The sequence below is a fragment of the Pseudoxanthomonas sp. CF385 genome (genome assembly GCF_900104255.1).
GTDB lineage: Bacteria > Pseudomonadota > Gammaproteobacteria > Xanthomonadales > Xanthomonadaceae > Pseudoxanthomonas_A.
Genome location: NZ_FNKZ01000001.1, coordinates 155,562 through 178,299, shown reverse-complemented (window position 1 = coordinate 178,299; position 22,738 = coordinate 155,562). Strand labels below are relative to the sequence as shown.

20 protein-coding genes are annotated in these 22,738 nt (G+C 68.9%); 8 read left to right on the top strand and 12 right to left on the bottom strand.

From position 1 onward, the window contains the following. Window position 1: 1 nt before the first annotated feature. Entirely contained in the window at window positions 2-799 is a 798-nt protein-coding gene (locus BLT45_RS00730; protein ID WP_093293900.1) for a TatD family hydrolase, read from the bottom strand. A 161-nt stretch (window positions 800-960) separates the two neighbouring features. On the opposite strand from BLT45_RS00730, the gene hrpB reads away from it, so the two are divergent. Then, on the top strand, window positions 961-3,447 hold the full coding sequence (gene hrpB, locus BLT45_RS00725) for an ATP-dependent helicase HrpB (protein WP_093293897.1): 2,487 nt from the start codon (window positions 961-963) through the stop codon (window positions 3,445-3,447). 146 nt (window positions 3,448-3,593) lie between these two features. Continuing rightward, window positions 3,594-3,971, top strand: a complete 378-nt coding sequence (locus BLT45_RS00720; protein WP_093293893.1) for a hypothetical protein — start codon at window positions 3,594-3,596, stop codon at window positions 3,969-3,971. A 12-nt stretch (window positions 3,972-3,983) separates the two neighbouring features. On the opposite strand, the gene BLT45_RS00715 is transcribed toward BLT45_RS00720, so the two are convergent. Beyond that, complete coding sequence (locus BLT45_RS00715; RefSeq protein ID WP_093293886.1) at window positions 3,984-4,520, bottom strand: pseudouridine synthase; 537 nt, start codon at window positions 4,518-4,520, stop codon at window positions 3,984-3,986. Window positions 4,521-4,577: 57 nt separating this feature from the next. After that, window positions 4,578-5,447, bottom strand: coding sequence for a class I SAM-dependent methyltransferase (locus tag BLT45_RS00710; protein WP_093293883.1), 870 nt, complete (start codon window positions 5,445-5,447; stop codon window positions 4,578-4,580). Window positions 5,448-5,590: 143 nt separating this feature from the next. On the opposite strand from BLT45_RS00710, the gene BLT45_RS00705 reads away from it, so the two are divergent. Next, the gene (locus BLT45_RS00705; protein ID WP_093293879.1) at window positions 5,591-6,619 is read left to right on the top strand and encodes an NADP-dependent oxidoreductase; all 1,029 of its coding nucleotides are present in this window, start codon (window positions 5,591-5,593) and stop codon (window positions 6,617-6,619) included. Between the two features lie 15 nt (window positions 6,620-6,634). On the opposite strand, the gene BLT45_RS00700 is transcribed toward BLT45_RS00705, so the two are convergent. From BLT45_RS00700 to BLT45_RS00690, 3 genes are all read right to left on the bottom strand, one after another. Continuing rightward, the gene (locus BLT45_RS00700) at window positions 6,635-9,340 is read right to left on the bottom strand and encodes a bifunctional acetate--CoA ligase family protein/GNAT family N-acetyltransferase (protein WP_093293876.1); all 2,706 of its coding nucleotides are present in this window, start codon (window positions 9,338-9,340) and stop codon (window positions 6,635-6,637) included. 67 nt (window positions 9,341-9,407) lie between these two features. Next, the gene (aceK, locus tag BLT45_RS00695) at window positions 9,408-11,117 is read right to left on the bottom strand and encodes a bifunctional isocitrate dehydrogenase kinase/phosphatase (RefSeq protein ID WP_093293873.1); all 1,710 of its coding nucleotides are present in this window, start codon (window positions 11,115-11,117) and stop codon (window positions 9,408-9,410) included. A gap of 30 nt (window positions 11,118-11,147) precedes the next feature. Further along, window positions 11,148-12,026: a LysR substrate-binding domain-containing protein gene (locus tag BLT45_RS00690; protein WP_093293871.1), complete on the bottom strand. Its 879-nt coding sequence runs from the start codon at window positions 12,024-12,026 to the stop codon at window positions 11,148-11,150. A 109-nt stretch (window positions 12,027-12,135) separates the two neighbouring features. Between BLT45_RS00690 and BLT45_RS00685 the strand changes: the two genes are divergently transcribed. Further along, the gene (locus BLT45_RS00685) at window positions 12,136-12,375 is read left to right on the top strand and encodes a hypothetical protein (protein ID WP_093293868.1); all 240 of its coding nucleotides are present in this window, start codon (window positions 12,136-12,138) and stop codon (window positions 12,373-12,375) included. A 139-nt stretch (window positions 12,376-12,514) separates the two neighbouring features. On the opposite strand, the gene BLT45_RS00680 is transcribed toward BLT45_RS00685, so the two are convergent. The 4 genes from BLT45_RS00680 to queF form a co-directional block, all read right to left on the bottom strand. Beyond that, the gene (locus tag BLT45_RS00680) at window positions 12,515-14,746 is read right to left on the bottom strand and encodes an NADP-dependent isocitrate dehydrogenase (RefSeq protein ID WP_093293866.1); all 2,232 of its coding nucleotides are present in this window, start codon (window positions 14,744-14,746) and stop codon (window positions 12,515-12,517) included. A gap of 240 nt (window positions 14,747-14,986) precedes the next feature. Beyond that, window positions 14,987-15,469: a hypothetical protein gene (locus BLT45_RS00675; protein ID WP_093293864.1), complete on the bottom strand. Its 483-nt coding sequence runs from the start codon at window positions 15,467-15,469 to the stop codon at window positions 14,987-14,989. A 34-nt stretch (window positions 15,470-15,503) separates the two neighbouring features. Beyond that, window positions 15,504-15,803 (bottom strand): LysM peptidoglycan-binding domain-containing protein, encoded by a 300-nt coding sequence (locus BLT45_RS00670; RefSeq protein WP_093293862.1) that lies wholly within the window; start codon window positions 15,801-15,803, stop codon window positions 15,504-15,506. Window positions 15,804-15,912: 109 nt separating this feature from the next. Next, window positions 15,913-16,728 carry an NADPH-dependent 7-cyano-7-deazaguanine reductase QueF gene (queF, locus tag BLT45_RS00665; RefSeq protein WP_093293860.1) on the bottom strand — a complete coding sequence of 272 codons (816 nt, stop codon included), beginning with the start codon at window positions 16,726-16,728 and terminating at the stop codon, window positions 15,913-15,915. Window positions 16,729-16,797: 69 nt separating this feature from the next. Here queF and BLT45_RS00660 point away from each other — a divergent pair, with 69 nt between their 5' ends. The 4 genes from BLT45_RS00660 to BLT45_RS00645 all read left to right on the top strand — a co-directional run bounded on the left by BLT45_RS00660 (window position 16,798) and on the right by BLT45_RS00645 (window position 20,866). Further along, window positions 16,798-17,217: a protease inhibitor I42 family protein gene (locus BLT45_RS00660; RefSeq protein WP_139187841.1), complete on the top strand. Its 420-nt coding sequence runs from the start codon at window positions 16,798-16,800 to the stop codon at window positions 17,215-17,217. A 46-nt stretch (window positions 17,218-17,263) separates the two neighbouring features. Further along, a complete protein-coding gene (locus BLT45_RS00655; protein WP_254771756.1) occupies window positions 17,264-18,571 on the top strand; it encodes a lytic murein transglycosylase in 1,308 nt (435 codons plus the stop codon). After that, window positions 18,568-19,434 (top strand): D-hexose-6-phosphate mutarotase, encoded by an 867-nt coding sequence (locus tag BLT45_RS00650; protein ID WP_093293856.1) that lies wholly within the window; start codon window positions 18,568-18,570, stop codon window positions 19,432-19,434. The genes BLT45_RS00655 and BLT45_RS00650 overlap by 4 nt, the downstream gene beginning before the upstream one ends. Before the next feature lie 151 nt (window positions 19,435-19,585). Then, a complete protein-coding gene (locus BLT45_RS00645) occupies window positions 19,586-20,866 on the top strand; it encodes a TCR/Tet family MFS transporter (RefSeq protein WP_093293854.1) in 1,281 nt (426 codons plus the stop codon). 55 nt (window positions 20,867-20,921) lie between these two features. Here BLT45_RS00645 and BLT45_RS00640 read toward each other — a convergent pair whose 3' ends face one another. Continuing rightward, window positions 20,922-21,377 (bottom strand): PepSY domain-containing protein, encoded by a 456-nt coding sequence (locus tag BLT45_RS00640; RefSeq protein ID WP_093293851.1) that lies wholly within the window; start codon window positions 21,375-21,377, stop codon window positions 20,922-20,924. A 126-nt stretch (window positions 21,378-21,503) separates the two neighbouring features. Continuing rightward, the gene (locus tag BLT45_RS00635) at window positions 21,504-22,673 is read right to left on the bottom strand and encodes a benzoate/H(+) symporter BenE family transporter (protein WP_175455788.1); all 1,170 of its coding nucleotides are present in this window, start codon (window positions 22,671-22,673) and stop codon (window positions 21,504-21,506) included. Window positions 22,674-22,738: the final 65 nt, after the last annotated feature.

The window sequence follows — 22,738 nt, the reverse complement described above, 5'->3', positions numbered from 1 at the left end:
CTCAGCGCGGTGTCACCAAGCGGAAGAAGGCGCGCGCCGTTGCGGTGGTCGCGGCCGCGGTGACCTCGATGTCCTCGCCGCGGTCGCGCGCCAGCTCGGCGACGATGTGGGCCAGGTACATCGGTTCGTTGCGGCGATGCGAGGGCTGCGGCTTCACCGTGCGCGGCAGCAGGTAGGGCGCATCGGTCTCGATCATCAGCCGGTTCGCCGGGATGTTCTTCACCAGCTCGCGCAGGTGCAGGCCGCGGCGTTCGTCGCACAGCCAGCCGGTGATGCCGATGTGCCAGTCCTGGTCCAGGCAGTCGAACAGCTCCTTCTTCGTACCGGTGAAGCAGTGCACCACGGCCGGCCCGAGCTTGCCGTCGAAATTCTTCATCATCGCCACGAAGTCGTCGTGCGCGTCACGCTGGTGCAGGAACAGCGGCTTGCGGGTGTCGACCGCGATCTGCAGCTGGCGCTCGAAGGCCTTGCGCTGCGCCGGCCGCGGCGAGAAGTCGCGGAAGTAGTCCAGCCCGCATTCGCCGACGGCCACGACCTCCGGATGCGCATGCAGCGCGCGCATCTCGGCATCGCATTCGTCGGTGTACTCGGTGGCGTGGTGCGGGTGCACGCCGGCGGTGGCGTACAGCTCGCCCGGATGCGCCTGCGCCAGGCGCAGGGCGGTGGGCGAGTGCTCGCGGCTGGCGCCGGTGACCACCTGCTGCACCACGCCGGCTTCGCGTGCGCGCTGGAGCACCGCGTTGCGGTCGTGGTCGAAGCTTTCGTGGGTGAGGTTGGCGCCGATGTCGATGAGATCCATGCCGCATTTTAAGCCCGCACAGCCGTCGGTTGGAGCCGCGATGTCGGGCGTGGGAGCGACGTCAGTCGCGAAAGATCGCCGGTAAAGCCCCATCGCGACTGACGTCGCTCCCACACCGATGTTCATGATCTGATCCGCGTTGGCCTTATCCTTTCCGCCGCATGCCGTCGCCCACGTTCCCGATCACGCCGCTGCTGCCGGACATCGTCCGCAGCCTGTCCGACCATCCGCGCCTGGTGCTGGAGGCTCCGCCTGGCGCGGGCAAGACCACGCAGGTGCCGTTGGCGCTGCTCGATGCGCCGTGGATGGCGGGCAGGAAGATCGTCGTGCTCGAACCACGCCGCGTGGCCGCGCGCGCCGCGGCCGGCTTCATGGCCCAGCAACGCGGCGACGCCGTCGGCGAGACGGTCGGCTACCGCATCCGCTTCGAAAACAAGGTCGGGCCGCGCACCCGGATCGAGGTGGTCACCGAGGGCATCCTGACCCGGATGATCCAGGACGACCCGATGCTGGATGACGTCGGCGCGATCCTGTTCGACGAATTCCACGAACGCCACCTGGCCGGCGACCTCGGCCTGGCGCTGGCGCTGGACATCCAGGCGCAGCTGCGCGAGGACCTGCGCCTGGTCGTCATGTCGGCCACGCTCGACGGTGACCGCTTGGCGCGCTTCCTCGATGCGCCCCGCCTGAGCAGTGAGGGCCGCAGCCATCCGGTCCAGGTCGCCCATTTCCCGGCACGCCGCGACGAAGCCACCGACGTGCAGGCGCGCCGTGCGATCGAACACGCCGTGCTGACACATCCCGGGGACGTGCTGGTATTCCTGCCAGGCCAACGCGAGATCATGCGTGTCGAAGCGATGCTGGCAGGCGTGCTGCCGCCGGACATCGCCGTGCTCGCCCTGCACGGCGAGTTGCCGGTGGAGAAGCAGTCCGAGGCTCTACAACCTGACCCGCAGGGACGCCGCCGCGTGGTGCTGGCCACCAACGTGGCCGAGTCGTCGGTGACGCTGCCAGGTGTGCGCGTGGTGGTCGACAGCGGCCTGGCGCGCGAGCCCTCTTACGATCCGAACAGCGGCTTCTCGCGGTTGGAAGTGACGAACATCTCGCAGGCGTCCGCCGACCAGCGCGCCGGTCGTGCCGGCCGCGTCGCCGATGGCTGGGCGTATCGGCTGTGGCCGCAGTCGCAGCGGCTGGATCCGCAACGTCGTCCGGAGATCGCGCTGGTCGAACTCGGCGCGCTGGCGCTGGAGCTCGCCGCATGGGGCAGCGACGATCTGCGCTTCGTCGATGCACCGCCGCCGGGCGCGATGAGCGCCGCACGCGACCTGCTGCGCCGGCTGGGCGCGCTCACTGCGTCGCATGCGATCACGCCGCTGGGCAAGCGCATGCTCGCGCTCGGCACGCATCCGCGGCTGGCGGCGATGTTGCTGTCGGCGGGCGAGGGCGAAGACCGTGCGCTGGCCTGCGATCTCGCGGCGCTGGTCGAGGCGCGGGATCCGCTGCGCATGGGCGGCGACGCGATGGCCGCGCGCTGGCGGGCGCTGGCGGCGTTCCGCGGCGGACGCGCGCCGCAGGAGGCGAACCGCTCCGGCCTGGCCGCCATCGAGGCCGCCGCCAAGCAATGGCGTCGCCGCGTGCGCGAGACGTCATCGCCGCCGTCCTCGGTGGAAGCGCATCGCTTGGGCGACGTGCTGATGCACGCCTTCCCGGATCGCATCGGTTTCCAGCATCCGCAGGATGCGCGCCGCTACCTGCTGGCGAACGGACGTAGCGCGCGCCTGTTCGACGACAGCGCCCTGGTCGGCGAGCCCTGGATCGTGGTCAGCGAGTTGCGCCACGAGGCGCGCGACGCATTGGTGCAACGCGCGGCGCCGCTGGACGAACGCCGTCTGCGGCGCGACTTCGCCGACCGCTTCGTCACCGAGGACACCGTGCGCTGGGATGCGGCCCGTCGCGCGCTGTCGGCGCAGCGCGAATCGCGCTTCGACCAGATCGTCTTCGATGCGCGCCCGGCTGGCCGCGTCGATCCCGCGCTCGCCGCCGCCGCGCTGACCGACGCGGTGCGCGACTTGGGCCTGGAAGCGTTGCCGTGGCCCGAGTCCTTGCAGCAATGGCGCGAACGCGTGCGCTGCCTGCGCGACTGGATGCAGGACCTCGGCCTGCCGGACCTGTCCGACGACGCCCTGATGGCCACGCTCGACGACTGGCTCAAGCCCGCGTTCGCCGGCAAGACGCGGCTGGATGCGCTGGGCGAGGATGATCTGTCGAACGCGCTGAAGTCGGGCCTCGACTGGGCGTTGCGCCAGCGCATCGATCAGCTCGCGCCCACCCGCATCACCGTGCCCTCAGGCATGGAGCGCCGCATCGAGTACGCGCACGGTCATCCTCCGGTGCTGGCGGTGAAGCTGCAGGAACTGTTCGGCCTGGCCGATACCCCGCGCGTGGCCGACGGCCGCGTGCCGGTGCTGCTGCATTTGCTGTCGCCAGGTGGCAAGCCGCTGCAGGTGACCTCCGACCTGCGCAACTTCTGGAACTCGACCTATGCCGAGGTGAAGAAGGAGATGAAGGGGCGGTATCCGAAGCATCCGTGGCCCGACGACCCATGGAGCGCCCAGGCAACGCATCGGGCAAAGCCGCGCGGTACCTGACGCGTCGTTATCGCCTGCCGCGGCGCGAAGCCGCGCGGCGCCTGAGTGCCGTTCAGCCCTCGGCCAGCGGCGGGCCGCGGAACTAACATCGCGTAAACATCCACGACGGGACACTGGCGACCTACCCACCCCACAGGGACGGCCCCATGAGCAAGCTGACCACCATCACCGACCGCGCACTGGAACTGGCGAGCCAAGCCGGCAGCAGCATCAAGCACGCCGTGCCGAGCGCCGACAAGCTGCTGCAGACCGGCGCCGCGTTGGGTGTGGCGAAGACCGGCGGCAGGCTGGCCGTGAACTTCGTGCGCCGCAATCCTGCTGTCGCCGTGGCCACCGGCATCGGCGTGGGCCTGCTGGCCCTGGTCGCCTACCGCAAGCGCAAGCGCGACCAGGCCAATGCGCCGATCGAAGGCAAGTCCCGCCGTGTGGAAGCGCGCAAGGTCAACGGGAACGGTTCGTCCGCGCGCAAGACCGGTACGCCGCGTCGTCCGCGCAGCACCGCGTCGCGCTCCGCGGAAAGCTGATCGATCGAGCGACTAGAGCGCCCGCCATGCGCCGGGCGCCAGTCCATCCAGCTGCACGTCGCCCATGGCGGCGCGCACCAGGCGCAGCGTCGGCAGCCCGACCGCGGCCGTCATGCGCCGCACCTGCCGATTGCGGCCTTCGGTGATCGTGATCGCAAGCCAGGCATCCGGCACCGTCTTGCGAAAGCGCACGGGTGGGTCGCGTTCCCACAGGGTGGGGGCAGGATCGAGCCGCGCGACCTGCGCTGGCCGGGTCGGCCCATCGTTCAACACCACACCGTTGCGCAGCGCATCGAGCTGCGTCTCCGTCGGCGTGCCTTCGACCTGCACCCAGTACGTCTTCGGCTGCTTGTGGCGCGGATCCGTCAGTCGGTTCGCCAGGGCGCCGTCATCGGTGAGCAGCAGCAGGCCTTCGCTGTCGTAGTCGAGCCGTCCCGCCGCGTAGACGCGCGGCGGCAAGCCGAACTCCGCCAGCGTCCGCCGCGGCGGAACGCTGCGGTCGGTGAACTGGCAGAGCACGTTGAACGGCTTGTTGAACGCGATGAGCATCGACGAAGACAATAACGCCGCCGCGACCCTGCAGGCCGCGACGGCGCGCGATCCGGATTACTTGGCGGCCGGTTTGACGAAGCGCAGGGTCATGCGGTCGCTTTCGCCGATCGCCTGATACTTCGCACGGTCCGCTTCCGGGTGGTTGTTGGACGGCGGCAGTGTCCACACGCCGTTCGGATGGTCCTTGGTGTCCTTCGGGTTGGCGTTGACCTCACTCTTCGCCGCGAGGCGGAAGCCCGCGGCCTCGGCCAGCGCGATCACTTGCGCTTCGCCCACGTAACCGGTGTCGTCGTCGGCCGACACATCGGCCTTCGCGCGATGCTCGACGACGCCCAGCACGCCGCCTGGCTTGAGCACGTCGTAGAAGCCCTTGAACATGCCCTCGGCCTGGCCGGCCTTGCGCCAGTTGTGCACATTGCGGAAGGTCAGCACGACGTCCGCCGAGCCGGCGGCGCCGAATACCGGCGCGGCCGGGTCGTACTTCACCGTCACCGCCTTGTCGAACTGCGCCGGACCGTCAGTGAACTTCTTCTGCAGGCCATCGATGCCGCGCTGGTAGTAGTTGCGGCTCTTCTCGGCCACTGCGCCCGGGTCGACGACGGCGGCGACATAGCGCCCGTTCGCTTTCAGATAGGGCGCGAGCACTTCGGAATACCAGCCGCCACCCGGCGTGATCTCCACGACGGTCTGCGTCGGCTTCACGCCGAAGAACGCGAGCGTTTCCTTCGGATGGCGGTAGATGTCGCGCGCGGTGTTCTTGGGATCGCGCCAGTCGCCCTTCAGCGCGGTATCCAGCGCTGCGGCATCGGTGGCGGACGGTGCTTGCGCGGCATCGGCGGCCTTGGCCGGGGACGCGGCGAACAGCGGTTGCGATGCGGCGAGTGCGGCCACGAGCGCCAGGGACAGCGGAATGCGGGTCGTCATGCGTCAGCCCTCCAGAAAGGTGCGCGGAGCCTAGCACGCGGCATGTTCAGGCCGTATGGCCGTCGTCGCGCCGCGGGCACGCTTCATCGCATTCGTGCGCGCCATCGTTAGACTGCCCGGCATCGGCCGCTCGGAGACATGGCATGACCACCCACGACACCCTCCAGAACACCCGCATCGTCCTGGCGGCACGGCCGCGCGGCGAGCCGGCCGCCGACGACTTCCGCCTCGAGCACGCGCCGCTGCCGGTGCCCGCCGACGGCCAGGTGCTGCTGCGCAACCGCTACCTGTCGCTGGACCCGTACATGCGCGGCCGGATGAACGCGGGCCGCTCGTACGCCAAGCCGGTGGAGATCGGCGAGGTGATGGACGGCGGCACGGTCTCCGAAGTGATCGTCTCGCGCCATCCCGATCTGCAGCCGGGCGACCTCGTGCTCGCGCATGGCGGCTGGCAGACCCATGCGCTCGCAGCCGGCGGCACGCTGAAGCGCAAGCTGGACACACGCGTAGCGCCGCTCACCACGGCGCTCGGCGTTTACGGCATGCCGGGCTTCACCGCATATGTCGGCCTGCACGAGATCGGCAAACCGCAGCCCGGCGAGACCGTCGTGGTGGCGGCCGCCAGCGGCCCGGTGGGCGCGACCGTCGGCCAGATCGCGAAGCTGCAGGGTGCGCGTGCGGTCGGCATCGCCGGCGGCGAAGCCAAGCGCGCCTACCTGCGCGATGCGCTCGGCTTCGACGTCGCGCTCGACCATCGCGCGCCGGATTTCGCCGACCAGCTCCGCGCCGCCAGTCCGGACGGCATCGATGTGTATTTCGAGAACGTCGGCGGCGCCGTGTTCGATGCCGTGCTGCCGCTGCTCAACGACTTCGCCCGTATCCCGGTCTGCGGCCTGGTGGCGCACTACAACGACACGTCGCTACCGTCCGGGCCGGACCGGATGCCGCTGCTGATGAGCCAGATCCTGACCCGTCACCTCACCTTGCGCGGCTTCATCCAGCACGACTTCATCACGCTGTACCCGCAATTCCTGAGGGAGATGGGTGGCTGGCTGGCCGACGGGAAGATCCGCTACCGCGAAGATCTGGTCGAAGGCCTGGAAAACGCCCCACGCGCGCTGATCGGCCTGCTGCGAGGGGAGAACTTCGGCAAGGTGGTGGTGAAGCTCTGAGCAATGCCCCTTGCCTCAAGCGGAGGCGGGCACCGGCAGGGTGACGTTCATCAGGGTGGGATCGTCGGGATCCAGCTTCACCGCGAAGCCGAGGCTTTCGCACATCGCGAGCATCGTGCGGTTCTCTCGCAGCACCTGGCCTTCGATGACCTTCAGGCCCTGCCACTGCGCGTACTCGATCATGATCTGCATCAGCTTCCAGCCGATGCCGTGGCCCTTGAGGTCCGAGCGCACGAGGATGCCGTACTCGCCCTTCTCGTAGTTGGCATCCGCATGCAGGCGCACCGCACCGAGCATCTCGTGCGTGCCGGGGTGCACGGCGACCAGCGCGATCGAGCGCGCGTAGTCGAGCTGGGTCAGGCGCGCGATGAATTCGTGGCTGAAGTGGCGCACCGACTGGAAGAAGCGCAGGCGCAGGTCCTCGTCGGTGATGTGGGTGAAGAATTCGCGGAACATCGCGTCGTCCTCAGGCCGCACCGGGCGCACGAGGGCGGGCTGGCCATCGGCCAGTTCGATCTGCCGCTCCCACTCGGTCGGATACGGGAAGATCGCGAAGCGCGGATGCCCGCGACCCTTGTGCAGCGCGCGCCCACGCGCCACGGCGATGCGCGCGTCCACCGCGACCACGCCGTCGCGGTCGGCGAGCAGCGGGTTGATGTCGAGTTGCTGGATTTCGGGAATGTCCGCGGCGAGTTGTGCCAGCTTCACCAGCACAAGCGCGACCGCGCGCTCGTCGGCGGCCGGCACGTCGCGGTAGGCCTTCAGCACGCGCGAGACCCGCGTGCGCGCGATCAGTTCGTGGGCCAGGCGCAGGTCCAGCGGCGGCAGGGCGACGGCCTGGTCGTTGATCACCTCGACCGCGGTCCCGCCGCGACCGAAGGCGATGACCGGGCCGAACACCGGATCGTCGGCGATGCCGGCGATCAGTTCGCGTGCTTTTGGCCGCAAGATGGTCGGCTGCACCAGCACGCCTTCGATGCGCGCCTCGGGACGGCGTTCGCGCGCGCGCTGCAGGATGCCTGCGGCGGCTTCGCGCACGGCGTGCGCGTTCGGCAGGTTGAGCCGTACCCCGTCCACGTCGGACTTGTGCGGAATGTCGGGCGACAGGATCTTCACCGCCACCGTCCTGCCTTCGGCCAGCAGCGGCGCCGCGATCCGCGCGGCGTCTTCCGCGTCGGTCGCGCGCCAGAGCGGCGCCATCGGGATGCCGTAGGCAGCGAGCAGCTGCGTGGTGGCGAGCGGATCCAGCCAGGCCTGGCCGGCATCCAGCGCGGTCTCGACCAGCGCGCGCGCCATCGCCACGTCCGGACTGAAATCTTCCGGCAGGCTCGGCGGCGTTTCCATCAGCGCCGCTTGCACCTCGCGATGGCGGACCAGGTGCATGAAGCCGGCGACCGCGTCCGATTCGTTCGGATAACGCGGTACGTGCGCGGCATCGAGCACGGCTTCGGCCTGCGGATCATTGCCCAGCCACACGGTGAAGACCGGTTTGCGCGACGAGGCGGCTGTGCCGGTACCCAGCACGCCGACCACGGCGTCGGCGGCCTCCGCGGAGGACGACAGCACGGTGGGCACGTTGACGGCCAGCAGCGCGTCGTTCTCGGGGTCCGCCAGCAGCGCCTCGATCGTCGCGGCATAGCGCTCGGCGTCGATGTCGGTCAGCAGGTCCACCGGATTGGTGCGCGACCAGCCCACCGGCAGGATGCGATCGAGCGCATCGCGCGTGGCGTCGGACAGTGTCGCCAGCGTGCCGCCCTGTTCGTGCAGATGGTCCACCGACAGCGCACCGACGCCGCCACCGTTGGTGAGGATCGCCAGCCGTCGCCCGTGGAAGGGGCGTACCTGTCCCAGCGTGCGCGCGGCGGCGAACAACTCATGCAGCGAGCGCACGCGCAGCAGGCCGGCGCGACGGAAGGCGGCGCCGTACACCGCGTTGGGCTTGGCGAGGTTCTGCGTGTGCGTGCTGCCCGCCGGCGTGGGCCGTGCCGTCACGCCATGGCCCGACTTCACCACGACCACCGGCTTGGTGCGCGCGGCGGCGCGTGCGGCGGACATGAACTTGCGCGCATCGCGGATCGTTTCCACGTACAGCAGGATCGCGCGCGTGCGGTGGTCGGTGGCGAAGTAGTCCAGCAGGTCGGCGAAGTCGACGTCCAGCGCATCGCCCAGCGAGACGACGGCGGAAAAGCCTACCGGCTGGCTCATGCTCCATTCCACCAGGCCTCCGGAAATCGCACCGGACTGGGAAATCAGCGCCAGGTCGCCGGCTTTCGGGAAGCGGCTGGCGAGGCTGGCGTTGAGTCGCGCGTGCGGCGCGATCACGCCCAGGCAATTCGGGCCCAGCACGCGCAGGCCTTTCTCGCGCGTCAATGCCTCCAGCTGCGCGGCGGGCGAGCCGGGGCCGCTGCCCATCGCGGCCGTCAGCACGACCACGGCGGCCGCGCCTTTCTCGGCCGCTTCAGCGGCGAGTTGCGGCACCGTCGCCGCCGGCGTGGCGATCACCACCAGGTCCGGTATCCAGGGCAGATCGCGGAGGTGACGGACGGTGGTCACGCCGTCCATCGGCGAGGGGTGCTTGTTGACCAGCCCGATGGGGCCGCTGAAGCCCGCGCCGAGCAGGTTCTCCACCACCGCGCGGCCGACCGAACGCGGGCGCGACTGGCTGCCGACCACCGCGACGGCGCGTGGGCGGAAGATCGAGTCGAGGCGGTAGGTGCTCATGGCGGGGCGACGGTCTCCTCGTGACGGTTAGGGTAACGCGATGCCGGTTGCGACGGCATGCGCCGCGTCATGCGAGCCTGAGCGCATCGGGATAGGGCGGAGTATCCGGGTAGTCGCCGTCGGCGAGATGCGACTGAAGGTCGCGCCACCAGTCTGCGCGGAACAGCTCGCCATGCGCGGCCTTCAATGCGCGGGCCTGCGCGTCGGGCAGGCCGAGGAACTGCGGGAAACGTTCGGGGAACACGTCGCCGGCGTCCACGTGGAACCACGGCGCATCGGCCATCTGCTCCTCATATGTCGTCGCCTGCGGCCAGTCGCGGAAGCGGCAGTCGGTGACCAGGCGCAGTTCGTCGTAGTCGTAGAAGACCACGCGCCCATGCCGCGACACGCCGAAGTTCTTCAGCAGCATGTCGCCGGGGAAGATGTTGTTGCGCGCCATGTCGCGGATGGCCTGGCCGTATTCGAGCGCGGCGGCGCGCGCGGCCTCGGCCTTCTGCTCGCGCAGGTACAGGTTGAGCGGTCGCAACCGGCGCTGCACGTAGCACAGGTGGATGACCAGGTCGTCGCCGTCCTCGGTGAGGCTCTGCCCGCAGCGCTCGCGCAGTTCCTCCAGCAGCGCGGGCGCGAAGCGCGCGCGCGGGAAGCGCAGGAACCGGAACGCCTGGGTGTCCAGCAGCCGGCCGACGCGGTCCAGGTGGAAGACCAGGTCGTACTTGTCCTCCACGTCCTGCCGGCTCATCGCCTTGGGGTAGGCGAAGCGGTCGCGGATCACCTTGAAGACCAGCGGGTAGCTGGGCAGGGTGAACACCGCCATCACCATGCCGGGGGTGCCTTCCGCATGCACGAGCTGTTCGTCGGGGTGCGCGGCGAAGTGGTGGAAGAAGGTGCGGTAGCGTTCGGTCTTGCCCTGCTTGGCACGGCCGAGCACGGTGTAGATCTCGTCGATCGGCTTGCCCGGCAGCAGCGAGCGCAGGAACACCACCGCATCGCCCACCGTCGCCAGGTCGGTATGGAAGTAGCTGCGCGAGGTGCCGAACAGGTGCGCCACGTCGGCCCGGTGGGTCAGCACGGCTTCCGCCTTCAGGCGGCCGCCATCGTTGACCAGTGCGATCACGCACGGCGAGAACCGGTGCTCCCCGAACACGCGGCCGACCAGGTAGGCACGCCGCTCGCGATAGAACACGGTATCCAGCAGTTCGATGCCGCGCACCGGGTGCGCGCCCCAGTGCGCGAGGTCGTCCTGCAGCCGCACCGCGATGGCGGCGGCGCAGCGGGTGCGGTGCGCATAGGGCACGTCGAAGCCGTAGTCGGCCAGCACGCGCGCGAAGGTGTCGGTCGGCCGCTGCTCCGACACCGCATAACTGTGGCGCGCCACGGGGTGGGTGATCGCGTCGGTGGGCTCGACGTCGAGCGCGACGAATTCCAGCGCCGGATCCACGCCGCGGATGCGGAAGAAGCGCCGGCTGAGGGTGTTGTAAAAGGTCTTGTAGAGCTCGCGGTCGATCTGTCCGGCGATCAGCGCCTCGAACGCCGTGCGCGCGGCGATCCAGAGCGTGCGGTCGTGGGCCTGGCCCAGCAGCGCCGATTGCAGGCGCAGCGCGCATTCGGCGATGCACTGGTCGTAGAGTTCGATGCGCTCGACGGCATCGGCGCGCGCCAACGTCCAATCCTGCGTTTCGAAGCGGACCTTCGCCCGTTGCGTGATCTCGGCGAACCGTGCGTGGTAGTCCGCGAAGGCGTCGTGGACGAGACGGGCGATGGCGTCGGCGGTGACCATGCGCGCGATGTTAGCCGGCGCGCGCTGGAGTCATCGCTCCACCGCGACGCCGGCCTGCTCCAGCAGCCAGCTGCGCACCTTGCCGAAGCCGGGATGGCCCAGGCTCCGCTCGGGATAGACCAGGTAGTGCGCGAAGTCGGCCTGCAGCCGCTTCTTCGTCAGCGCCACCAGCCGGCCGGCCTTCACCAGCGGCTCGGCGAGCGTCCAGCGGGCGAGCGCCACGCCCACGCCCTGTGCGGCGGCCTGGTGCAGGGTTTCGGTGTCGTCGAACTGCGTCACGTAGCGCGCCGGCGGCTGCCCACCGAAATGGTCGAACCAGTCCTTCCAGCGGTTGGCCGGATCGCCGAGCAGCGGCAGCCTGGCCATCTGGTCCGGTGCGGGCCGGCCGTGCTGCTTGAGCAGCGCGGGACTGGCGACCGGGGTGATCCATTCGTGGAAGAGGAACTCGGCGTGCACGTTCGGCCAGCGTCCACCCCCGAGCCGCAGTGCGAGATCCACCGGTTCGCGCTCGAAGTCCACCACGTGGGTGCTCGACTGCAGGTTGAGCCCCAGTTCCGGATGCTGGGCCAGGAAGGCCGGCAGCCGCGGCACCAGCCACGCCGTGGCCATCGACGGGATCAGGCTGAGCGTGACCGTGTGGTCGTTGCGCAGCGTGGCGCGGCGCAACGCGTGCTCGATGGTGTCGAGCGGGCCGGAGATCGTATCGAACAGCCGCTGGCCGTCCGGCGTGAGCTCCACGCCCCGGGGGCCCCGCACCAGCAGCTTGTGGCCGAGCCGCTGTTCCAGCAGCCGCATGCGGTGGCTCAACGCGCTGACGGTGAGGTGCATCGCCTCGGCGGCGCGGGTCAGGTTGCGCAGCCGCGCGGCCGTGACGAAGGCGTCCACCTGGTCCAGCGGCAGTCGGCTCATCTTGAATCCACCTCAAGGCTGGGTTGCGCAGCTTTCGCTTTTTCGGCGCCGATCATGCGCCTACCTTGGGAGTCCTTCAAGCCGGATGCCGGCGCCACGGAGCAATCCCATGCAAACCGAAACCAAGAAGCAGTGGTGGCAGCAGCTGGGTGGAATGAGCCAGGGCATGCTGTTCCTGCAGGGCCATGTCGTCCATCCCGTCGAGGCGGCGACAACGCAGGAAGCGCGCCAGCACCACGTGCACGACGCGGCGGGCCAGGCGAGGCATCAGCGCGCGGTGCACCGGCTGGGCGCACGGCGCCTCCGGGTGATCGTTGCGTTGCTGTCCGCCGAGCGGCCTACGCCCTGACGCGCGCGTTCCCGCATCCCGGGGCGCGACGGCGTCCGTCGTAGCGCCTACGGCTGGACGGCAACAGGCGTGATGGAGGCCGGAAACACAACGCCCGGCGCGAGGCCGGGCGTCGGATGCGGCAGGAGGTGCGTCGAGGTCAGGCCGACAGCGTCGCCAGTGCGTCGTTGAAGGTCTTGCTGGGACGCATCGCCGCGGCGGTCTTCGCGATGTCGGGGTGGTAGTAGCCGCCGATATCCAGCGCCTTGCCCTGCGCACCGTTCAACTCGCCGATGATCGTGGCTTCGTTGTCGGCCAGCGCCTTCGCCAGCGGCGCGAACTTCGCCTTCAGTTCGGCGTTCTCGTCCTGCGCGGCCAGCGCCTGCGCCCAGTACAGGGCCAGGTAAAAGTGGCTGCCACGGTTGTCGAGTTCGCCAACCTTGCGCGCGGGCGAGCGGTTCTCGTCGAGGATGCGGCCGTTGGCCACGTCCAGCGCGTTGGCCAGCACCTTCGCTGGCGTGTTGAGGTAGCGCTGGCCCAGGTGCTCCAGCGAGGCCGCCAGCGCGAGGAACTCGCCCAGCGAATCCCAGCGCAGGTAATCCTCTTCCAGGAACTGCTGCACGTGCTTCGGCGCGGACCCGCCGGCGCCGGTCTCGAACAGGCCGCCACCGGCCATCAGCGGCACGATCGACAGCATTTTCGCGCTGGTGCCCAGCTCCATGATCGGGAACAGGTCGGTCAGGTAGTCGCGCAGCACGTTGCCGGTCACCGAGATGGTGTCCTCGCCCTTGCGGGTGCGCTCCAGCGACACCTTCATCGCCTCGACCGGCGGCAGGATGCGGATGTCCAGCGCGTCGATGGTGTAGTCCTTCAGGTACTGCTCGACCTTGGCGATCACCTGCGCGTCGTGCGCGCGGGCCTTGTCCAGCCAGAAGATCGCCGGCGTCTTGCTCAGGCGCGCGCGGCCCACGGCCAGCTTCACCCAATCCTGGATCGGCGCGTCCTTGGTCTGACACATGCGCCAGATATCGCCCGCCTCCACCTTCGACTCGAACACGACCTTGCCGGCGTCGTCGCTGACGCGCACGGTGCCGTCGGTCGGGATCTGGAAGGTCTTGTCGTGGCTGCCGTACTCCTCGGCCTTCTGCGCCATCAGGCCGACGTTGGGCACGCTGCCCATCGTGGCCGGGTCGAACGCGCCATGCGCGCGGCAGTCGTCGATGACGGCCTGGTAGATGCCGGCATAGCAACGGTCCGGGATGACGGCCTTGGTGTCCTGCAGCTTGCCTTCGGCGTTCCACATCTTGCCGGAGTCGCGGATCATCGCCGGCATCGAGGCGTCGACGATCACGTCGCTGGGCACGTGCAGGTTGGTGATGCCCTTGTCGGAATTCACCATCGCCACGGCCGCACTGTCGGCATAGACGGCCTGCAGGTCGGCCTTGATCGTTTCCTGCTGGTCCGCCGGCAGCGCGCCCAGGCGGCCGTAGAGGTCGCCGATGCCGTTGTTGGCGTCGAAGCCGATCTGATCCAGCACGGCGGCATGTTTGGCCAGCGCGGCCTTGTAGAACTCGTTGACGACCACGCCGAACATGATCGGGTCGGAGACCTTCATCATCGTGGCCTTGAGGTGCAGCGAGAACAGCACGCCCTTGGCCTTGGCATCGGCGATCTCGGCGGCGACGAACGTAGCCAGCGCCTTGCGGCTCATCGAGGCGGCGTCGACGATCTCGCCGGCCTTCACCTTCACCTTGTCCTTGAGCACGGTGACGGTCCCGTCGGCGGCGACCAGCTCGATCTTCAGCGCCCCGTCGGCGGCCAGCGTGGCGGACTGCTCGCTGCCGAAGAAATCACCGGCGGTCATGTGCGCCACGTGCGATTTCGAGTCCGCGCTCCACGCGCCCATGCGGTGCGGGTGCTTGCGGGCGAAGTTCTTGACCGACAGCGGTGCACGGCGGTCGGAATTGCCTTCGCGCAGCACCGGGTTCACCGCGCTGCCCTTGACCTTGTCGTAGCGCGCCTTGGCGTCCTTTTCCTTCTCGTCCTTCGGCTCGTCCGGGTAGTCCGGCAGCGGGTAGCCCTGGGCCTGCAGCTCCTTGATGGCGGCCTTCAGCTGCGGCACCGAGGCGCTGATGTTGGGCAGCTTGATGATGTTGGCTTCCGGCTGCGTCGCCAGCCGGCCCAGCTCGGCCAGGTCGTCGTTGATCTTCTGCGCGTCGGCCAGGTATTCGGGGAACTGCGACAGGAGGCGGCCGGCCAGCGAGATGTCGCGGGTTTCCACGGCGATGCCGGCGGGGGCGGTGAACGCCTCGACGATCGGCAGCAGCGACTGGGTGGCGAGGAACGGGGCTTCGTCGGTGAGGGTGTAGATGATGCGGGGCGTATCCGACATGGGGATCAGGACTCTCGACAAGGGGCGATGGGGGAACTCAGCGCGCCATTGTCGCGTGTCGCCGCACGCAGGGCAAAACGAGGGGGTATGGATGCCGCCGGGGTGTCCCGGGACACGCCAGGCGCACGGACGGTTGCGGGTCGAACCGTCAGGCGCGTCTTCCGGACAAAAAAAGCGGGCGTGGATCGCTCCACGCCCGAGCTTGCCCCACACACGTGGGAGAGAGACTTTTCCTGCCGATTACTTGACTTCGATTTCCTGCGTCATGCCCACCGGCTGGCCGTTCAAGGTCACGTCGACCTTGTACTTGCCGGCGGGCCAGTCGGTCGCCTTGGTGAACTCGACGTTGGTGGTGTCCACGCCGCCCGCGACGACATTCGCCGTCTGCTGGCCGGCCACCTGGCCGTCCTGATACGTCAGCTTGGCATCGATCGCGGCGTTGGCCGGGGTCGCGGCGTCAGTCTTCACCGACACGATGATCTTGTCCTTCACGCCGAAGCTGCTGACGGCCGCGACGGACTTGTCGGCAGCGGCGGTGTTGCCGACCGTCACGCTGGTCGCGCTGACCGGGGCCGGTGCGGGTTCGACCGGGGCCGGTGCAGGCGCAGGCTCCACGACCGCCGGCGGCGCGGCAACGGGTTCTTCCTTCTTCTTGCAGCCGACCAGGGCAACGGTGCCGACGAGCGCGGCGGCCAGGGCGTAGGAGATGCGGTTCTGCTTCATGGGTTCGGTCCTTGTGGATGAAGTGGAGGGGCGATCAGGCGTCGGCGGGCTTCGGCGGCAGCTTGATCACCTGCCCCGGGAAGATGCGGTCCGGATCTTCGATGACGTCGCGGTTCGCTTCGAAGATCTGCTTCCAGGCATTGGCGCTGCCGTAGTGCGCCTTGGCGATCTTGGAGAGCGTGTCGCCCTTCTCGATGGTGTAGCTCTGCTCACCGATGATTTCGGCAGTGCTGTCTACGCGCGCGGTGACGTCGGAAAAATCCGCAGCCTTTTCGGCCGTCGAGTCCACCTTCGCGGTGACGTCCGAAAAGTCGGCCTTCTTCTCTGTGCTCATTGCAACCACCCTTCCTGGCGGGCTGTGGGATGAGCGCAAGCGTTGCACGCGCGTTGTTAAGAAACCATAGCGCGCGCGTGAAATCGCCTCAATTGTTAGATGAGCAACATTACTGTCGTATATCGCGCTTCATGAGCGGGACATTCATGTCGCCGGTGGCGCGCCACGGATTGATGTCCAGGCCGCCTCTCCGGGTGTAGCGGGCCTCCACCGACAGCGAGGCCGGGCGGCAGTGCGCGAGCACGTCGTGGAAGATGCGTTCGACGCATTGTTCGTGAAACTCCGCATGGTCGCGGAAGCTCACCAGGTAGCGCAGCAGTTCGACCCGGTCGATGCGCGGGCCGCGGTAGCGGATAACCACCGTCGCCCAGTCCGGCTGGCCGGTGACCGGGCAGTTGGACTTCAGCAGTTCGGACGAGAGGACCTCGTCGACCTGCTCCTCCGGATCGGCAGCCAGGAACTCGGCGCGCGGCGGCCCGTAATGGTCGATCTCCACGTCCAGCCCATCGAGCGATTCGCCCTCCGGCGCCTCCGCCATCGGCGGCAGGCCGAACGCGACGCCCACGTCCGCGCCGGCGCGCGCCGACAGGTCGGTGACGATGCGCTCCAGCACCGCGGCATCGCTGTTGAAGCGGGTGCTGTTGAGCGAGTTGAGGTAGAGCTTGAGCGACTTGGATTCGATCAGGCACGGCGACGTGCACGGCACCGTCAGTGTGGCGGTGGCCACGCGCGGCTTGCCGCGGGCGTCCAGCCAGCTCAGTTCGTACGCATGCCAGCGGTCGTGGCCGACGAACGGCAGGGTGTCGGCGGCGATGCCGATCTCATCGCGCGCGCCCTGGCGCGGGATGGGAAACAGCAAAGTGGGGTCGTACTGCGTCGGGTACGCGACCTCGCGACCGAGCGAGGAATCCTGGGGAGTGCTCATGCCGCCATTCTACGGACGGCGCCTAAAGCGGCGGTGTATAACTCGCCCGTCTCCAACGAGGACGCGACGATGAAGCGATGGATGGCTGCCGGTTTGTGCGTGCTGCTGTCGGCCTGCGCCAGTGGACCGGCCGCCGGCGGACCCCCGTCCGAGACCCTGCCGGACGATGGCATCGTCCGCCCCGAGGGCAAGGCGCCGGTCGAGATGCGCATCGGCCAGGTACTGGAGATCGCCCTGACGGCCAATGCCAGCACCGGCTACCAATGGGAATTCACCGAGGACGGAGCGCCCGTCCTGTCGCGCACCACCGGTCCCGCCACGCCGCCGCCGATGGACACGCAGCCGCCGATGCCCGGTGCGTCCTCGATCGCGCGCTGGTGGTTCCGTGCGGACAAGGCGGGCAAGACCACCGTGCGGATGGTCTACCGGAGGCCGTGGGAGACGGTGCCGCCGGTGGAAGTGGTGGAGTACGAGGTCGACGTCCGCTGACGCGCAAGGCAAAGTGAAGCCTCCCCCACAGGCCAGGGAGGCCGCCATGAAACACACCGCGTCCTGCCTGCTGCTGTCGATGATGGTGGCAGGCCCGGTGATCGCACAGACGCCGCCGCCCACCCGCGAGACGCCTCCCGTCGCACCCGCGTCGCCAGGGGTGCCGGCTCCGGTCGTCGCGCCGGTGCGCGATCCCGTCTACGCCGCCTGCCTCGCCGATCTGCGCACCGTGGCCGAAAAGCAGGGCGTCACGCCGGCCAGCTTCGATGCCTACACGCAGGGCCTCGCCGCCGACATGAGCGTGATGGACCTGCTGGATGCGCAACCCGAATTCACCACGCCGCTGTGGGACTACCTGGCGGCGCTGGTGGACGAGCAGCGCGTCGCCGATGGCCAGGCGATGCTGGCCACCCATCGCGACCTGCTGGACAGGGTGGCGCTGGCGTACGGCGTGGACGCCGCCACCGTGGTCGCGGTGTGGGGCGTGGAAAGCGACTACGGGCGCGTGTTCGGCAAGCGGCCGTTGCTGGTGTCGTTGTCGACACTCTCCTGCTTCGGCCGGCGGCAGGCGTTCTTCCGCGGCGAGTTCCTCACCACGCTGAAGCTGCTGCAGGCCGGCGACATCCGCGCCGAAGGCTTGACCGGCTCCTGGGCGGGCGCCTTCGGCCACACGCAGTTCATGCCCAGCACCTATGAGCGCATCGCCGTCGACTTCGATGCCGACGGGCGGCGCAACCTCATCGACAGCATTCCCGATGCCTTGGCCTCCACCGCGAACTACCTGGTGAAATCCGGCTGGCGCACGGGCGAGCCCTGGGGCTACGAAGTGACGCTGCCGCCGGGCTTCGATGTCGGACAGGCCGGGCGCACCAGTCGCAAGCCGCTGACCCAGTGGATCGCGCAAGGCATCGCCCGCGTCGATGGGCAGCCGCTGTCCGTCGACGATCGCAATGCCGCGGTGCTGGTGCCGACCGGCTTCACCGGCCCCGCCTTCCTCGTATTCAAGAACTACGACGCGATCTATTCGTACAACGCGGCCGAAAGCTATGCGCTGGCGATCGCGTTGCTGGCCGATCGCCTGCGCGGTGGTGCCGGCCTGATCACCGCGTGGCCCACCGACGATCCGGGCCTCGGCCGACCGCAGCGACGCGAACTGCAGACGCTGCTCCTCGCGCGTGGACACGCGATCGGCGCTGCGGACGGCATGATCGGGACGCAAACCCGACGCGCGATCGTCGTCGAACAGCAACGCCTGGGCCTGCAACCCGCGGACGGTCGCGCGGGTGCGAAAATACTCGCCGCGTTGAAGGCGGAAGGGCCACCCGTCGCGCCGCCGGAGCCCCGCAAGCCGTGAGTGCACTTCCCGAAGGCGTGACCCGAGAGACCTGGCAGGGCATCGACGTGCTGCAGGTGGAGACGCCATTCTCCACCGCACGCGTGAGCCTGCAGGGCGGGCAGGTGCTCTCGTTCGTGCCGGCCGGCTCGGACGACCTGCTCTGGCTGTCGCCGACAAGCGCGATGCCGCCGAACGCGATCCGCGGTGGCGTGCCGGTGTGCTGGCCCTACTTCGGCCGCCAGGGGCAGCCTGATGGCGTGCCGCAACACGGTCACGCGCGCACGTCGCGCTGGCCGCTGACGGACGCGAAGCGCGAAGCCGACGGCAGTGTCGTGCTCAAGCTGGCGTTGCCGCTGCGCGATGGCGTGCCGCTGGAGCTGGTCCAGACCGTGCACGTCGGTCGCGATCTGCGCCAAAGCCTGGATACCGTGCACCGCGGCGAGTCCGCGGTCACGCTGACCCAGGCGCTGCACACCTACTTCCGGGTCGCCGATGCGACGCAGGTGCGAGTCACCGGGCTGGATGGCCTGCGCTATGCCGACAAGTTCGACGGTGGCACGCATATGCACGCCGGCGACTGGACACTGCACGATCCACGCGATCCCGGCCGCAGCGACCGCATCTACACCGGCACCGGCCATCGGTTCGACCTGGTCGATCCGGCCGGCGGCCGACGCATCCGCCTGGACACCTTCGGCAGCCGTTCGCTGGTGGTGTGGAATCCGGGTGAGGCCGGTGCCGCCGCCATCGCGGACCTGCCCGACGACGGTTGGCGGAGCTTCGTCTGCCTGGAAGCCGCCAACGCCGGCGAGGATGCGATCGAACTGGAACCGGGCCAACGCCACCGGCTGAGCCACGTGATCTCCGCAGCTCCGTTGTAGGAGCGATGTCAGTCGCGACCGTACGCTTGCCGCCTTGATGGCGCCGGTAGCGTGGTGGTGAGTCGAGGCCGCGGCCATCGAACACCAAGGGCCGTCGTGGTGCGCGGTCGCGACTGACGCCGCTCCTACAGGGGGGGCGGGCCCGCCGGCGATGCCCTACACTTGCGCACCTTTTCGCCGGTCCCGCTCCGTGAACGCCGAAGCTCCCGCACACGCCGGCCGTCGCGCCGCCTTGGTCTTCATCTTCGTCACGGTGCTGATCGACATCCTGTCGTTCGGCGTGATCATTCCGGTCCTGCCGGGCCTGGTCCGGCAGTTCACCGGCGGCGATTTCGTGGAGGCCGCCTGGTGGGTCGGCACGTTCGGCATGCTGTTCGCCGCCATCCAGTTCGTCTGCACGCCGATCCAGGGCGCGCTATCCGACCGCTTCGGGCGCCGGCCGGTCATCCTGCTGTCGTGCCTGGGCCTGGGCATCGACTTCGTGCTGATGGCGCTGGCACAGTCGCTGCCATGGCTGCTGGTCGCCCGCATCTTCTCCGGCGTGTTCTCGGCGAGCTTCACCACCGCCAATGCCTACATCGCGGACATCACCGCGCCGGAGAAGCGCGCACAGGCGTTCGGCATGATCGGGGCGGCGTTCGGCGTGGGCTTCATCATCGGTCCGATCATCGGCGGGCAGCTCGGCGCCATCGACCTGCGGCTGCCCTTCTGGTTCGCGGCCGGACTCGCGCTGCTGAACTTCCTGTACGGCTGGTTCGTGCTGCCTGAGTCGTTGCCGAAGGAGCGCCGCACGCCGACGTTCGATTGGTCGCATGCCAATCCGATCGGCTCGATGGCGCTGCTGAAGCGTTACCCGCAGGTGTTCGGCCTGGCGGCGGTGGTGCTGATCGCCAACCTCGCGCACTACGTCTATCCCAGCGTGTTCGTCCTCTTCGCGGAGTACCAATACCGCTGGAACGAACAGCAGGTGGCATGGGTACTGGCGGCGGTCGGTGTCTGCAGCGTGATCGTGCAGGCCGGGCTTGTCGGCCGCGTCGTGCCGAAGTTCGGCGAGCGGCGCACGCTGCTGTTCGGCTTGGCCTGCGGCGTGCTCGGCTTCTGCATCTACGGCATGGCCGACCTGGGCTGGATGTTCCTGATCGGCTTGCCGATCAGCGCGCTGTGGGGCCTCGCGGGTCCGGCCACGCAGGCATTGATCACGCAGCAGGTCGGGGCCGACGTGCAAGGCCGCGTGCAGGGCGCGCTGATGAGCTTGGTCAGCCTGGCCGGCATCGTGGGGCCGATGATGTTCGCGGGCACGTTCGCCCTGTTCATCGGGAAGACCGCGCCCGCGCATCTGCCCGGCGCGCCGTGGCTGCTGGCGGCGCTGCTGCTGGCCATTGGATGGCTGGTGGGCTGGCGATTCGCGAGATCGCCTGCATCGGCACGCTGAAAAGAAGAAGGCCGCCCTCGGGCGGCCTTCTTCGTTGCGCAGCATGCGCGATGGATCAGTCGTTCTCGACGTGGATGATCTCGCCGGTGTTGGCGGCCAGGTGGATCTCGACGTCGTTGCCGTCGGCGCGCTCGGCCTCGGCCTTCCACACGCCGTCGTCGAAGTCGACGTCATGGATCTTGGAGTAACCCGCGGCGGCCAGCTTGGCCTTGACGTCGTTCTCGCTGAGGTTGGACACCAGCTTCTCGGCCACGATGTCGCCGCTGGCCGGGTTGATGCGCACGTCGACACGCTCGCCGTTGGCGCTGGTCGCATCCGTCTCCCACTGGCCATCCTCGAAGTCGAGGTCGTCGATGTTCGTGTAGCCCTTTTCGGTGAGGAGCGCGCGCACCTGCGGCTCCTTCAGCGCGTCCTTGCCGGCCGTCGGGGCAGGCGCCTGCGCGAAAGCAGCGCCCGACAACGCAGCGAGGGCGGCGAGGGTGAGCAGGCGATGGCGGTTGCGAACAGTCATGGGAGTCTCCTGTGAGGGTGGTGGGCCGATCCTGCCCACGCCTCCATCACCCGCAAGTGAATCCGCGCCCTCGAAACTGAACACTCCACGCCGTGTTCACCTGCATGAGCCGTACGCGAATGGGGACTACGTGCGCCGCAGCACCAGCAGTGTCACCACGCCCGCCAGCAAGCCCCAGAACGCCGATCCGATGCCCGCGAGCGACAGGCCCGATGCGGTCACCAGGAACGTCACCAGCGCCGGTTCGCGCTCCGCTTCCTCGCGCAATGCCGCGGCGAGACTGTTGCCGATGGTGCCGAGCAGGGCGATGCCGGCGATCGCGAGGATCAGCTCCTTCGGGAACGCGGCGAACAATGCGGCCACCGTGGCGCCGAACAGCCCCACGATCAGATAGAACACGCCGGCCGCGATGGCCGCGACGTACCGGCGCGCGGCGTCCTCGTGCGCCTCGCGGCCCATGCAGATCGCGGCGGTGATCGCCGCCAGGTTGAGCGCGAACGCGCCGAACGGCGCCAGCACCAGGTTGACCGCGCCGGTCCAGCCGACGACGGGAGAGATCGGGATCGGATATCCCGATGCGCGGATCACCGCCACGCCCGGCACGTTCTGCGAGGCCATCGTCACGATGAAGAGAGGCAGGGCGATGCCGATGACGGCGGCGAACGAGAACGTCGGCGTCGTGAAGATCGGCTTCGCCAATTGCAACGTCAGGCCATCCACGCGCAGCAAGCCGAGCGCACCGGCGATCGCGATGCCGACCAGCAGCGTCAGGATCACCGCGTAGCGTGGCAGCAGCCGGCGCGCGAGCAGGTACACGGCGAACATCGTCAGCACCATGCCCAGCTGCGTCTTCATCGACGCGAACGCCTCGATGCCGAAGCGCAGCAGCACGCCTGCCAGCATGCCGGAAGCCAGCGAGACGGGGATGCGGCTGATCATCCGCTCGAAGAAGCCGGAGAAGCCGGACACCACGATCAGCAGCGCCGACAGCAGGAACGCGCCGATCGCATCCGACAACGGCAGGCCGGCCGCGCTGCTGATCAACATCGCGGCGCCCGGGGTCGACCACGCGGTCACCACCGGCATGCGGTAGCGCAGCGACAGGCCGATGCAGGTCAGGCCCATGCCCAGGCCGAGCGCCCACATCCACGAACTGATTTCCTCCGGCGACGCGCCCAGCGACTGCGCCGCCTGGAACACGATCACCGCCGAACTGGCGAAACCGACCAGCACGGTGACGAAGCCGGCGGCGATGGCGGAGAGGGAGAGGTCTTTGAGGAGGTGGCGGGATGGGATGGGGTTCATGCGGTCATCTGTGCTGTGGGAGCGACGTCAGTCGCGAACGCTTTCTCACCGAGTCT